Below are 12911 nucleotides of genomic sequence, written 5' to 3'. Positions count from 1 at the left end.
CACGGAGAAACCCATGAGCGCCACCCCTACCATCGTCATGCAGCAGGTCGAATCCAGCCAGTTCGCGGCCATCGGCCATGTGCCGGAGCTGAGCCTGCTGGCGATCAAGTTCCACCCGAAGAAGAAGACCGGCGAAAGCGACATCTATCACTACCAAAACGTCAGCGCCGAGATGTTCGCTGAATTCCTGGGCGCCGATTCTCAGGGCTCCTTCTTCATCCAGCGCATCAAGAAATTTGACGCTCAGTTCCCTTACACGAAGGTCGACCAGACGCAGTTCAACCACACTGCGCCGCAGCCGGTCGTCAATACGCCGGCCGAATCGGTCGCCGCGCCGGCGCTGACCAAGGAACTGCTGGCCGTGGCGCTGAACGGCCGCTCAACTCCGTTCGACCTCACGGCCGAGGAGCGGGCGCATGCCAAGGCGGCGGGCCTGGTGGTGATCTTCGGCGCTGGCGGTTACCCGTTGAAGTTGCGCGGCGCCATCCCCGATTATTTCAGGCAGCTTGGCGAGAGCACCGTAGTTATCGCCAATGTGTCGGTGGAACTGCTAGACGGCGGCGCCGATGTCGGCCCCATCTACCGCACGACTGTACCGCACGCCACCTTCGACATCATGGAAGACGGCATCGTGTACTGCCGTGGCATCGTCATCAGCGTGGTCGACCTGGGCGGCGCGGCATGAGCATGACAATCGGGCGCATTGACCGCGCCGGAACCATCACCTTCGGCGACGCCAGCCTCAACATTTACGAGGAAGGCATATCGGCCGCGCGGGCAGCTGGCGGCTACCCGGAGGAAAAGCGTTGGTGCCGCGCATTCAAGCGCGAAGTGTTCGCACGCATTGTCCAGACGCTCAATCGCCTTGGCTGGATCTGCGCGATGCCCGAGGTGTGCGAGCACGACGTCAAGCACTACGGCGGCAATGTGGCCCGCTGGTCCGCTGAGTCGAAACGGCTTTGCCAGAAGGGTGATCTGCACGCAGATCTAAATATTTCGGGGCGGTGCATTCAACTGGATTTCTTCCAAAACGTGAATGCCCCAGACCGACCTGATAACGGCGGCCGTTACCAACACGATAAAGAAAAACATATGCCATACGTGATGTGGCTCGAAATGGAGCGGGCACGGCGTCGGATTCGCACTTACCTTCTCAATGTCCTGAGCGGCTACACGTTTAAACCATCCAGTCCAAAGCTAGGGATTGATGGCGCCACTGCGCTGGAATATGCGAAGCATAGCCAACGCACCTCCGGTCATTACGTGGAGCGCCTCGGCCGTGCTTCCTTTAACAGCCCAGAGGATGGCTTCACCGGTGACGGCGTCGCCATCGAAGACGGCTCCAAGGTCTATGCGATCACAAGTGCCGGGCGGGTGGTGTACGGCTCCGCGTATTACAGCTTGAATGGCCGCTGGATGGTGGTAACTGGGACGCATGGAATTGAGTGGGCGTACCACAAGGAGCTGTACAGCGAGTGCCCGGGCGATCCAAGGGTTAAGCGGAATGCTCGACAGCGCCGCAGCCGCTTGGAAGGTGAAATGGCTAAGGCGATCAAGGCATTGAACTTCGAGCGCGCCGGCGCTCTGCGCGACATCCTGTTTCCAGGCAATCCGGCGCTGTTCGCGATCTACCACACCGGCCACGAACTCTATCACCGCGTGGGCGCGTGCGGCTATACGAGCGACCTTTCGCAGGCCGGAAAATTCACTGCCGACGAGGTGGCTGGCTGGGATCGCGCCCCGAACAAGGTGATCGCGTTGAATTCGCAGACGGTAACCACCAAGGTAGCAGCGCTGGCGGTGGAGACGCCGCCTTGACCCGCCCGAAGTTCGAGCAGCGCAAGTTGCTGCTGCGCGGCCAGGAGCAGGTCGACCGCGCCATCGCCCTGCTCCGCAACGTGCCGCTGGACGCCGAGCGTCCGCTGGAAGTGTTGGTACGCGAAGAAGTAAAGGTGCGGAAGCTGGATCAGAACGCCCGCATGTGGGCGGGCCCGCTGAAAGACATCTCGGAGCAGGTGTGGAGCGACAGGCGGCAGTACAGCGCCGAGGTGTGGCACGAGTACTTCAAGCAGCAGTTCCTGCCAGATGAATTCGACCCGGATCTGTGCAAGGACGAGCAGTACAGGAAGTGGGACTTCGACCCGGGCGGCCAGGCGGTGCTGGTAGGTAGCACCACCGACCTAACGGTCAAGGGCTTCGCCCAGTACATGGAACAGATACACGCATTCGGCGGCCAGATGGGCGTCGAGTTTCACGAACCACCAATACGAGGGCCGCAATGATTGCCGACAAACTCGAGGGCCAACGATTCGGCCGACTTGCAGTCGGCGAGATGGCAAGAAGCACCTCCGGGAAAATCGTTTGGACATGCAAATGTGATTGCGGGCAAACGACCTTTGTTAGGGGTAGTCATTTGAAATCCGGTCAAGTGAAGTCCTGCGGCTGTCATGCAGCAGACAAGGCGCGTGAGCGTGCAACTCATGGCATGTCGGGCACTAGTACGCATGTCATCTGGAAAACAATGCGGGCGCGCTGCGGCAAGCCGGGCTCTTCGGGTTATGCCGGATATGGAGCTCGCGGCATTACGGTATGCAAAGAATGGGACTCTTTCGAAGTGTTCCTGGCTGACATGGGTGAGCGTCCGGCTGGCATGTCACTGGAAAGAATCGACAACAGCAAAGGTTATGGGCCGGACAACTGTAAGTGGGCGACGAACGCGGAGCAATGCCGAAACCGGCGCAGCAATCATCAAATTACCCACAGAGGAAAAACCATGTGCCGCAAAGATTGGGCCGATCAGCTCGGCGTTACAGCAGAGCGCCTGAACCGACAAATCCAAAAACACGGCGTTGAAGCCGCATTCGAAAAGTTAGGGAAATGAGCATGTTCTTCAAAAACCTTCAAATTTATCGCATTCCGGGATTCACCATGACCGCCGAGCACCTGGCCAAACAGCTGGCCAGCTACACGTTCGCGCCGGCCAGCAGCAACGAGCTGATCCGCCAGGGCTGGGACGCGCCGCGCAAGGATGGAGGCCTGGTGCACACCGTCAACAAGCAGATGCTGATCCGCCTGCGCGGCGAAAAGAAGCTGCTGCCGGCCACCGTCATCAACCAGGTGACGAAGGCGCGCGCCGCCGAACTGGAAGAGCAGCAAGGCTTCGCGCCCGGCAAGAAGGCGATGAAGGAATTGAAGGAGCGCGTCACCGACGAGCTGCTGCCGCGAGCATTCACGATCGAATCGAACACCTGGACGTGGATCGACCCGGTCAACGGCTGGCTAGTAGTGGATGCCGCTTCCCCTGCCAAGGCCGATGAAGTCATCAAGCTGCTGCTGAAGGCGGTCGACCGCATGCCGCTGGAAAGCCTGCGCGTGCAGCGCTCGCCGGTGGGCGTGATGACCGAATGGCTGCAAACCGACGAAGCACCGGCCGGCTTCACAGTCGACCAGGACGCCACGCTGCGCGCCACCGGCGAGAGTAAAGCCCAGGTGGCCTACAAGAAGCACACGCTGGACCCGGCCGACGTGCGCCGTCACATCGAGAACGGCAAGCAGTGCACGCGGCTGGCCATGACCTGGGATAGCAAGATCAGCTTCGTGCTGGACGAGAGCCTGGCCGTCAAGTCGGTCAAGCCGCTGGACGTTCTGACAGAGAAGGAAGTCACCAGCCGCAACGACGGCGAGCGCTTCGACGGCGACTTCATGCTGATGACCGGCGAGCTGGCCAAGCTGCTGGGTGATCTGGTGGAGGCGCTGGGCGGCGAGGCGCGCGCGGACGGCACGCCGGCGGAAGCTGACGCTGCCGCACCTGCATCACCTGCATCACCTGCTAAGGGCGACGAGCCGGTGCGCGCGCAGCGCGTGGTCGGCGCGGCCGGCGAAGTTCCGCCCGGCGACGGCACCGCCAGCGATCCGCTTTACCAGCAGGCAGTGACCGTGGTGCGCACCAATCGGCGCGCGTCTGTATCGCTGCTCCAGCGCCACCTGCGCATCGGCTACAACCGCGCAGCCCATCTGATGAATGCGATGGAGGCCGCCGGCGTGGTCAGTGCAGCGGCGTCGAACGGTGACCGTGCGCTGCTGGCGCAAGGCGGTGCAGCATGAGCGCCCACCGCCCCGACATCTTGCTGCGCTCCGGGAACTTCTTCAATTTCCTGTCGCCGGAGACCTCGATTATCACCATCGAGGACATCGCAAGCGGCCTGGCCAACGAGGCGCGATTCAACGGCCAGACGCTTAGCTTCTACAGCGTGGCTCAGCACTCGGTGCTGGTCAGCTTGATCGTCCCGCCAGAGCTGGCCATGGTCGGCCTGCTGCACGACTGCTCCGAAGCAGTGATGAAGGACTTGCCGAAGCCGCTCAAGCGGTTGCTGCCGGACTACCAGGTGCTGGAGCAGGCCATTGAGGCCGCGATCCTCGGGCGCTTCGGCATCACCCTGCCGCTGGACCCGGCGATCAAAGCTGCCGATCTGATCTTGCTGGCGACGGAGAAGCGCGACCTGATGCCACCGCATCACTATCAGGAATGGCCGGGCGTCGAGCCGCTGGCGCAGGTGATCGTGCCAATGCAACCGGTCGAAGCGTACAGCTATTTCATGGACCGCTATCACCAGCTGATGGCATACCACGGTGCGCCACAACACTGAAATTTCACCACCAAGAAGTACAACTTTAACAACTAAAGGAGTCTCATGAACGCAATCACCGCAACAGAAGCCACCGCCATTCAGGCGACGGAATCGATCTTCGTACGTGTGCCGGAGCGCACCCTGCCGGGTGGCCGAATCGTGCCGTCGTTCCTTGTGGGCCAGTACCTGACCTCGCGCAACGATGCGGGCGAGTTGATGGCCGTAGCTGATCGCGCGCCGCTGGTCGAGATCAACTACCACGACGCCGTAACCGCCAGCAAGGCCGCCGGCCTGGCGCTGATCACCGAATCGCAATACCTGTCGCTGGCATTGGATATCGCCAGCGTGGCCGCCAACTGGACCAGCGGCGTGGTCGGCGAAGGAAAGCTGAAACAAGGTCTGCGGAAATGGTCCGTCGAATCGGCTCTGGCCGGCACCTACGTGTCATCGGATGCCGACGAGGACCGTTGGTTCACCCTGTCGAACGGCGAGCGCATTTGCGACGCATCCGGCAACGCATTCACCTGGATCTTCGACGACGTACAGGGCGACGAGCAAGGTCTGGTGACCTCCGCCTTCACCGCCGACTCGCCATCGATCACCAGTGCGGTCGCACCGTCCATGACCAAGGGCGCCGGCTGGCAACCACGTGTTGGCAGTGACTGGGCTGGCGATGCCCTCCTCCGGGGCGGCTGCTGGGACTCCGGGGACTGCGCCGGCGTGTTCCGTCTCGACCTCGGCTGGCCGGACTACGCCGTCGCCTACGTGGGCCTCCGCTGCACCAAGCCCGAATAGGACTCTGGTCACTGGTCACTGGTTTCCGATCACTGCGCAGCGGTGGTCGGTACCCCCCCCTCAACTGAAACGAGAACGATGATGCAAGAGTACAAGTCACAAAACCCGACGGCAGCCGAGCGGGACCAATTTGCGATTCGCGCAATGCGCGGGGTCGACATCGGGCTGGGCGCAGCAGACGCTGGTGCCGTCCAAGCCGCGAAACTGGAGCAGCAATATCGCGATCACCTCATCCTGATCCAGGCTGGCGGCTTCCTGCACGGCTTCGATCGCACCGCGCACGTGCTGGCAACGCTCAAGAGCTACAAACTGCAGTTGGTTGGCACGACGGACCAGCCGCATATTCGTGTCGGCTTCCCGATCAAGAATTTCCAGAAGCGCCTTTGGCCTATGGTGCAGGAATTCGGCATGCCTTATGTGGTGGCGCTTGGCGCCCGGGGCGAGGATCAGAAAATCTACGTTTCCGAACAAAACGCCGGCACCTCGAATCTGATGGCCAGCGTCAGCGCCGATATCGTTCACCAGGTGATCGACGATCTGCGGACTCGCGGGCAACTGAGCCAGGCTGCCGCGAAGCAGATCCTTGCGAATCCCGACAGCTCAGGCTTCAAACTGAAGTCTCACGCGCAAGCGCTGGACGACGCCCTTCTGGCGGACATTATCAAGATGCCCCGCGACCTGCGCACCACGTACGGGGAAAACCTGCGCGCCTGCATGGGGCGAATCATGCGTGCGATCTACGCCTTCGGCGAAGCCGCAAACAAACCGATAGTTCTGACCTCGATTTCGGCCGACATTGATTTGCTGAAACATTACCTCACTCAGGCCGCAGGGCTTAGCCAACTCAAATTTGCGTTTGAGCATCGAGTTGGCTTAGCCGTCGAGCTTGGGCGTCTGACCGGAGGCATCATGCGCTCCATGAAGGCAAAAGCATGAACCATCTCGACAAAGGGGAGTCTCTGAAGGGGCTGGCAATGCCCTCATCCGGGGCGGCTACTGGAACTCCGAGGACAACGCCGGCGTGTTCAATCTCGACAACGACTGGCCGGACAACGCCAACGACAACGTGGGCCTCCGCTGACCCAAAAATTTCATACCTAGACGTTCGGCTGCTAGCCGACGGAAGGTCAATTCTTGGTCGAGACTCTCCTGGGATAATCATCCCGAAAGCGCGGCAATCTGCCAAACCGAAGACCGCTGCGGTGCTCACGAGTGCCGCAGCGGAACGCGGCACGGCGCCGGCGAAGTTCGCCGAACTGACGTCATTGCCCAACCTCTATGCGTGCTGGCGCCAGGCGAAGCGCAGCAAGTCAGCCAGCCTCCGCGTGCAGCGCTTTGGCGACGACGCGCTCCGGCACCTGGTTGAGATCCAACGCCGGCTGCGCGCCCGCGAATACACCTTCGGGCCGTACAAAACATTCACCGTGCGCGAGAAAAAATTCCGCCACGTGGTCGATGCACCAATGAAGGATCGCATCGTCCATTGGATGCTGTACCAGTACCTGCTGCCGATCTGGCAGCCAAGGTTCATCCACGACACCTTTGGCAACCTGCCGAATCGCGGAACGCATGCTGCGGTCGACCGCTTGGCGCAGTTCGCACGCTCGCCGGCGAACAGTTGGGCGCTGCAGGTAGATATCTCCAAGTACTTTTATTCGGTGAATCACTCCCTGCTGAAGGCGCGAGCGCTGCGCTACATCGGCGACCAGGACGTGCGCGCCCTGATCGTCGGCCTGATCGACTCGTTCCGCACCGACGACCAGTTCGATGCCCTATTTCCGGCTGATGGCCTGTACCGCCGGACACGGGATAAGGGAATGCCGATTGGCAATTTGTCTAGTCAGCTGTTCGCGAACGTCTTCCTGTCGGACTTCGACCACTGGATCAAGCAAGACCTGCGCGTGAAAGCATACGTCCGCTACGTCGACGACATCGTCATCCTTGCATCCTCCCGCGCGCAGTTGCTGGAGTTGAGCACCGCCATCGTCGAAAAGCTGGCCGGCGACGGGCTGACCCTGCATCCCAAGAAAATCCGCTTGGCACCGGTGGCCGCCGGCGTGCCATTCCTCGGCTACATCGTTTGGCCGAACCACATATCACTCGGCGCCTACGGCCGCAGCCGCTACCACCAACGGCTGCGCCAGCACGAGTCCGGCATCCGCGACCGAAGCGCCGCGATCCGATCCTATCACGCGATGTTCAGCCATACCGGCACAACTACAAAGAAAAGGACTGCAGCATGACCGCAAACACCGAAACCGAACTTGCCGCGGTAAAAGCCAGCCTGGCCAGCGCCGAGCAGTTGGTGGCCGAGCGCGATCAACGCATCGCCGCGCTGGAGCGCCACACCGAGACCGTCGCCAAGATCATGAACGACCTGCTGGTCGGCAATCAGGCCGCGTGGATTGAATGGCAGCACGGCGCTGGCGCCGAAGCTGCGATGACGTGGGTGGAAGGCAGCCTGATGGGCGTGGGAGTGCCAGGGGAAGATGAGCCGTGGGCGAAGGAGGCGCGGGCGTGGTACAGCGCCAACAAGTCCGATCAGTTCCCGACCTGCTTCTGCGGCCGGCCGTCGAACATCCTTTGGATGGGGCGAGGCTTCTGCAGTGATGCGCACCTGGACCAGGCGCAAGCCAAGGCGAAGGCCGAGGTAGCAGGAAAAACCGGGCTGCCGATTTTCGACGGCAAATCCGAAGATACCGAGGGAGGCAGCTGTGACTGATCTCCAACTCGGACTGAAAGCCTATGAAGTGCGGGAGCCGAACGAAGGTCACTGCGTGATCGTTTTCGCCAACAATGGTGCGGCGGCGCGGCGCGAAGGCGCCAATGAGCTGGATTGCGGCTTCGGAGAAGTGGAGCACTGCAAGCGCAAGCCGCAGTTCGACGCCTACGCGCCCGGCCCGGTGCCGCACGCGGTGCTGATCGATCACGGCTGGTGGTTCGAGTGTCAGCAGTGCAGCCGGAAGGTCAGCGAGGACATGTGGCAGGAAGCTGAGGACGAAGGCGAGGACCACGAACACCTCGGGATCACCACCAGCGGCCGGTCCGTCTACTGCAGCCAGCGCTGCGTGATGACGGAATTCGTCGAACGCCGCGCGCACAAGGCGGCGGAGGTAGCGCTGATCGAATACTTCGCGACCGAATATCCAGAGTGCCAAATCACCGGTGCGCATGTGAGCGGGCCACTGGTGTCTGGGCCCGACAAGCGCGGTCACGCCCAGTCGCTGGTGTATTTCAAATTCCCGGGTGGTGAGTACGGCGCGACGTTTGTATTCGGCGATGGATTCCGCGTGAATCGAACCGACTTGCCGGCCTACTACGCATGGCGCGGCGTTGAGCCGCCGGCGGAGGTGGCATGAAAGGTGTCCTCATACTCGGCGGCCGTCTTGCGGGCAGGGTCACCGCATACCGCGCGGCCACCGCGCAGCAGGCAACCATCATGACCGGGCAGGTGTCCGGGCTGAAGGCTGGCCAAACGATCCAGATCGTTGGCGACAAATTCCGGGTTGTCGGCACCGGGCCCGGGCTGTCGCAAATTGTGATCGAACTGGCGGCGCGCGAGGTGTCGGTCATGCCGGCTTTGCCCGAGCCGCCACGTAACAAACCAGCTTTCGGCAGCGACCGCCCCTACCTCAAAAAGAAGAAAGGAAGATCATGAATTTGAACGACGCACCAAACAATGAAAAGGACCACAACACCCGCGCTCAGTTCTGGCGCCGGATCATCGTTGTCGGCGCCATGGTCGCAGTGGTGGTGCTGATCTCGTGGTGTGTTGAGTGATCGCCCGCAACAAGCAGCCGACCACCCCGGAGCCGACGGCGCGCGACCTGGCGGAGAAGCACGAACGCCTGCTGCTGCGCTGCCGGCAGGAATGCCGCCAAGTGCTCTACCAAGGCGCGAAGCAGTTCATCGCCGGCCTGCACTGGCACAAGGGCGAAGCCGAGGCTGTCGTCTACCTGGAAGGCCGCGCCGAGCCGGTGAAGCCCGCCGAAATCACTTTTATCAAGGAACCAGAATGAGCGACAACAACGAAAACGAGCCGCTGCACGACAACCTGCGCGACCTGATCGGCCAAGCCATCTCCGACGAAATCGCCGCTGGTGCCGAGCAGCCGGACTGGTGCGATAGCCGCGAGATCGACCGGCTGGCTGACGCGGTGCTGGCCGCGCTGCGCAAAGAGGCGCCGGCGCCGCGCCTCGACCTGAATATCGTTATCGACGACACCCTGCCGGCCGACACGGCGGTGCTGGAGGCTGGCGGCCAGTCGGTGGCTCTGGTAGGCCTTGGTGGCGCGCCGGCAGTGACGGTGGATTCACCGGAATTCAACGTCCTGCTTGGCAAGTATGCGGCGGCAGTTGCCGATACCTATCAAGCAACGCATGCTGAATTGACAGCACACATAGAGACTTGGCAGCGTGCCGTCACCGCGCAGGCCGTGGTCGCCGAGCGCGAGCGGGCCGCGCGGCTGGCGCTCCAATGGAGCAATGCACGCATGGCTGAAGGCGGCGGCTATGCGCTCCGCAACTATGCCCAGGCGCTGCGCGATGGCGTCGACGTGGATGAGCGCGACAGCGACTATCATTGGAGCAAATCACCTGCCGCCGCACAGCAGCCCGCGCCAGCGCTTCCAGACCTGACCTGCGTAATCCACTGGCTGGAAAATGGCTGTGACCCGCTGAATGCGGCCAAGGAACTGCGCGCCTATCAGAAACAGATGGGCTTGCCGGATGTGGCGGAATTGCCGGCGCGGCAGCATGCGCAACCGGCGCTGAGCGAGGAGCGGCGCCATCTGCTTCATACGGTCATCGACTGCTGCGAGATTCTTAATAAGCGCCCGCGTCCGATGTGCCGAGACTGCGCTGACGAAGATGGAACCTGCCCACATGGCGGCCTGCAATGCGATATGGACAAACTCTTCGCTGATGCTCGCGCCATCCTCGCTACCAGCCAGTCCGCGCCAGTAGCTTTCGTCCCCGGCGGCGTGCAGGCGCTGGCCGACGTCACCGGTCAGTCGGTGAGGTATGGCGATCAGGAGGTGATGCCGAACGCGCCAGCAGACTCAGCGCTAGTCGATGCAGGGCCGCGCTACATCGCCAATCCAGACGATCTCCAAACGAAGATACTCCACGCGATGTATCGCTGTGCTCAGCGTGGCGACACCGTGGAGCGAATGCACTTCGATGTTTGCCAAGTCATTGCCGCCCAGCCATCCACCGCGCAGGGTGATGCAGTGGGCCAAGATGCTTCTAAGTTCGGCCGATTCATGCGCTGGGAGTACTGCCCGGAATGCGGTTGCCTTGAAAGCAGCCTGCCGGATGAAGAATCACGAACCGTCTGCGCAGGATGCGGCCAAGAGTGGTACACGAAAATTGACTACTCAGGCGTAGTCCGTACCAACCTTCAACGCCTAGTCCAGCGCGCCGCCAGCAAGGACAGCGAGCGCGATGCGGCGCTGCCTGCCGCTGTGATCGCATGGCACACCGCCGAGAAGGCGCGCATCGAAGCCGTCGGCAAGTACAACGGGAAGCTCGCTGCAGCAAAAGAGCATGACTTCCCCGGCCCGGACGTGAGTGCCGAGTTCAAGGTGATGACGGATACCGGTAACGCTGCGCACCGCCTATTGCGCCCGATGTATGAAGCCATCGCCGCCATCGCCGCGCAGCAGAGCGAGAAAGGCGGCGCGTGATGTCCCACTCAGATCAAAGACCGCTGCCGCACCTGGCCGCCGTGCCGCGCGACTTCATCCGCTCCCTGGCGCAGACCGAGCCGACGCTGGGCGACGTGCTGGCCGCCGTCAACTCGCTCGCCGCCCGGTTCGACCGGCTGGAGTCCGCGGTAAATCCACCGCCGTCGCAGCTGGTGGTCAACCCCGATGAAATCGCACGAACCATGGCTCAGCTACGGATAGCGCGGCCAATTACGCGTGTACCGCGATAAAACGAAAAGGAACATCACATGGACATGAGCGAAAGCCAAATTATCAAGCAGCTGGTTGCAGCAATCGAGAAACTTCAACGGCCAGCACTTCCGGTGGCGGTCGACCTGTGGGATACCAGCTTGGTTGCGGCATACCTGAAGCGATCAGTGGACAACGTCCGAAAGGAGATCATCCCGCTACCGTCATTCCCCAAGCCTATCCGATTGCCGGTCGCAGGCCGCGCCCAGGCACTCTACCGCGCGCGTGACGTGATCGCCTGGGCGGAAAGCCACCAGTTAAAGTCGTGAGGCGATGTCCTCGGCCGACTCGTTGTAATAAATCATCAACTTGCGTATGTCCTTGTGGCCGGTCATTCGGGCCAAATCAAGGACATGCAGCTTTTTCGCGAGACGCGTAATCGCCTCATGGCGCGTATCATGGAAATGCAGATCCTTGATAAGCGTGCGCTCATCACGCGCCTGACGGAATAGCGCGTCGATCGATGCGGCCGTGATACCAAACCCCTCCGGCACCATCTTCCAAATCTCCACTGCGCGCGCCGACATTGGCACTCGCCGGTCCTCTCCATTCTTCGCATCCAGCACCAGCGCCACCGGTGGCGTTACCAGCGATTTCGTCAGCTTCACGATTTCACCAGCACGCATGCCAGTCTCGATCGCAAATAAAAAGGCGGCGGCCACACGCTGCTGCTTCGTCACCGGAGGCTTGTTCTGCCAGCCGAGCGCAACGGTTATATGGTCAATCTCGTCCTGGGTGATCCTTCGGAAGCGGGGCGGAGCGCTTTTTGGTCTGCTGACGTCGGTCGTGGGACTGGCCTTGATCCACTTCCATTCTTTCCTGGCTATCGTGAATACGTGCGACAGGAGTGTCAGCTCCCGATCAACCGTTGCGCCGGTAACCGTTTTCAGCCGAACATCACGGTAGGCGGCGATATGTGAAGCATCGATATCAACAACGCGAATTGAGCCGAGTGTGGCGTCGCCGAATGCTGGCAGCGCGGTGCGTCCGGCCGCCGCGAGTCTAAGCGCTTCCCATCGATGCCCCTTCTTCCTGGATGAGATGTCGCGCTCGTACCGATCGAACGCGTCCTGGCAAGTCTGCGTCGTCGCGATGGTCTTGCCGGTCACGACAGTGCGCTGTTCCGCCTCCCACGCGAGCGCGGCGGCCTTGGTCTCGAACGTGCCTGACGTCCGAACACCCTTCACCATAATACGGTGTCTCCACTTGCCATCAACCTTGACTGGGCCTGCCATCGTTGCCAATTCCTTTGCCAAATTTTGGCAAATGGTAGCACTATTTTGCCCAAAAACATCCGTTTTTAACCAAAATCCCAAAAGCAAAAAAGCCGGTTTCCCTCTGTAATATCTAGGGAAACCGGCTTTTATCTGCATTCTTGAATTTGGATGGTGGTGCCTCGAGCCGGAATCGAACCGGCACGCCTTGCGGCGGGAGATTTTAAGTCTCCTGTGTCTACCGATTTCACCATCGAGGCCCACACAAGCCCAATATTATGCCATGAAGTAGGCATAACTGCCAGACAACTATTGAAT

General features: G+C 61.3%; 18 protein-coding genes, 1 tRNA gene and 1 pseudogene. 18 read left to right on the top strand and 2 right to left on the bottom strand.

Annotated elements, in window-relative coordinates; genetic code table 11:
- Positions 1 to 13: 13 nt before the first annotated feature.
- The 18 genes and pseudogenes from GJ699_RS02320 to GJ699_RS02250 all read left to right on the top strand — a co-directional run bounded on the left by GJ699_RS02320 (position 14) and on the right by GJ699_RS02250 (position 11648).
- Positions 14 to 685, top strand: a complete 672-nt coding sequence (locus tag GJ699_RS02320) for a KTSC domain-containing protein (protein WP_154372684.1) — start codon at positions 14 to 16, stop codon at positions 683 to 685.
- Positions 682 to 1818: a UvrB/UvrC motif-containing protein gene (locus GJ699_RS34080; protein WP_195763437.1), complete on the top strand. Its 1137-nt coding sequence runs from the start codon at positions 682 to 684 to the stop codon at positions 1816 to 1818. The genes GJ699_RS02320 and GJ699_RS34080 overlap by 4 nt, the downstream gene beginning before the upstream one ends.
- Entirely contained in the window at positions 1815 to 2282 is a 468-nt protein-coding gene (locus GJ699_RS02315) for a recombination protein NinB (RefSeq protein ID WP_195763436.1), read from the top strand. Before GJ699_RS34080 ends, GJ699_RS02315 begins: the two co-directional genes overlap by 4 nt.
- On the top strand, positions 2279 to 2881 hold the full coding sequence (locus GJ699_RS02310) for a hypothetical protein (protein WP_154372680.1): 603 nt from the start codon (positions 2279 to 2281) through the stop codon (positions 2879 to 2881). The genes GJ699_RS02315 and GJ699_RS02310 overlap by 4 nt, the downstream gene beginning before the upstream one ends.
- Positions 2882 to 2883: 2 nt before the next feature.
- Positions 2884 to 3795, top strand: a pseudogene (locus tag GJ699_RS02305) (recombination-associated protein RdgC); the annotation flags it as partial.
- A 51-nt stretch (positions 3796 to 3846) separates the two neighbouring features.
- The gene (locus GJ699_RS34355; protein ID WP_371867444.1) at positions 3847 to 4104 is read left to right on the top strand and encodes a DNA translocase FtsK; all 258 of its coding nucleotides are present in this window, start codon (positions 3847 to 3849) and stop codon (positions 4102 to 4104) included.
- On the top strand, positions 4101 to 4646 hold the full coding sequence (locus GJ699_RS02300) for an HD domain-containing protein (RefSeq protein ID WP_154372678.1): 546 nt from the start codon (positions 4101 to 4103) through the stop codon (positions 4644 to 4646). Before GJ699_RS34355 ends, GJ699_RS02300 begins: the two co-directional genes overlap by 4 nt.
- Positions 4647 to 4691: 45 nt before the next feature.
- A complete protein-coding gene (locus GJ699_RS02295) occupies positions 4692 to 5423 on the top strand; it encodes a hypothetical protein (protein ID WP_154372676.1) in 732 nt (243 codons plus the stop codon).
- 78 nt (positions 5424 to 5501) lie between these two features.
- Complete coding sequence (locus GJ699_RS02290) at positions 5502 to 6359, top strand: four helix bundle protein (protein ID WP_154372674.1); 858 nt, start codon at positions 5502 to 5504, stop codon at positions 6357 to 6359.
- A 266-nt stretch (positions 6360 to 6625) separates the two neighbouring features.
- Positions 6626 to 7666 (top strand): reverse transcriptase domain-containing protein, encoded by a 1041-nt coding sequence (locus GJ699_RS34935; protein ID WP_371867432.1) that lies wholly within the window; start codon positions 6626 to 6628, stop codon positions 7664 to 7666.
- Entirely contained in the window at positions 7663 to 8145 is a 483-nt protein-coding gene (locus GJ699_RS02280; RefSeq protein ID WP_154372672.1) for a hypothetical protein, read from the top strand. Before GJ699_RS34935 ends, GJ699_RS02280 begins: the two co-directional genes overlap by 4 nt.
- Complete coding sequence (locus GJ699_RS02275) at positions 8138 to 8782, top strand: hypothetical protein (protein WP_154372670.1); 645 nt, start codon at positions 8138 to 8140, stop codon at positions 8780 to 8782. Before GJ699_RS02280 ends, GJ699_RS02275 begins: the two co-directional genes overlap by 8 nt.
- On the top strand, positions 8779 to 9081 hold the full coding sequence (locus GJ699_RS02270) for a hypothetical protein (protein ID WP_154372668.1): 303 nt from the start codon (positions 8779 to 8781) through the stop codon (positions 9079 to 9081). The genes GJ699_RS02275 and GJ699_RS02270 overlap by 4 nt, the downstream gene beginning before the upstream one ends.
- Positions 9078 to 9203, top strand: coding sequence for a hypothetical protein (locus GJ699_RS34930; RefSeq protein ID WP_267877699.1), 126 nt, complete (start codon positions 9078 to 9080; stop codon positions 9201 to 9203). Before GJ699_RS02270 ends, GJ699_RS34930 begins: the two co-directional genes overlap by 4 nt.
- Positions 9200 to 9442, top strand: a complete 243-nt coding sequence (locus GJ699_RS02265) for a hypothetical protein (protein WP_154372666.1) — start codon at positions 9200 to 9202, stop codon at positions 9440 to 9442. The genes GJ699_RS34930 and GJ699_RS02265 overlap by 4 nt, the downstream gene beginning before the upstream one ends.
- On the top strand, positions 9439 to 11109 hold the full coding sequence (locus GJ699_RS02260; RefSeq protein ID WP_154372664.1) for a zinc ribbon domain-containing protein: 1671 nt from the start codon (positions 9439 to 9441) through the stop codon (positions 11107 to 11109). The genes GJ699_RS02265 and GJ699_RS02260 overlap by 4 nt, the downstream gene beginning before the upstream one ends.
- Positions 11109 to 11360, top strand: coding sequence for a hypothetical protein (locus tag GJ699_RS02255; RefSeq protein WP_154372662.1), 252 nt, complete (start codon positions 11109 to 11111; stop codon positions 11358 to 11360). The genes GJ699_RS02260 and GJ699_RS02255 overlap by 1 nt, the downstream gene beginning before the upstream one ends.
- A gap of 18 nt (positions 11361 to 11378) precedes the next feature.
- Positions 11379 to 11648: a hypothetical protein gene (locus GJ699_RS02250; protein ID WP_229261897.1), complete on the top strand. Its 270-nt coding sequence runs from the start codon at positions 11379 to 11381 to the stop codon at positions 11646 to 11648.
- On the opposite strand, the gene GJ699_RS02245 is transcribed toward GJ699_RS02250, so the two are convergent.
- Together GJ699_RS02245 and GJ699_RS02240 are read right to left on the bottom strand one after the other, a co-directional pair.
- Positions 11637 to 12752, bottom strand: coding sequence for a tyrosine-type recombinase/integrase (locus tag GJ699_RS02245; RefSeq protein ID WP_229261896.1), 1116 nt, complete (start codon positions 12750 to 12752; stop codon positions 11637 to 11639). The two genes, GJ699_RS02250 and GJ699_RS02245, sit on opposite strands and share 12 nt — an antisense overlap.
- A 16-nt stretch (positions 12753 to 12768) precedes the next feature.
- A tRNA-Leu gene (locus GJ699_RS02240) sits at positions 12769 to 12853 on the bottom strand.
- Positions 12854 to 12911 lie beyond the last annotated feature (58 nt).

It is taken from the genome of Duganella guangzhouensis, assembly GCF_009674535.1.
Lineage (GTDB): Bacteria > Pseudomonadota > Gammaproteobacteria > Burkholderiales > Burkholderiaceae_D > Rugamonas > Rugamonas guangzhouensis.
Note: the sequence above shows the minus strand (reverse complement) of the source record. Positions and strands in the feature narration are given on the sequence as shown.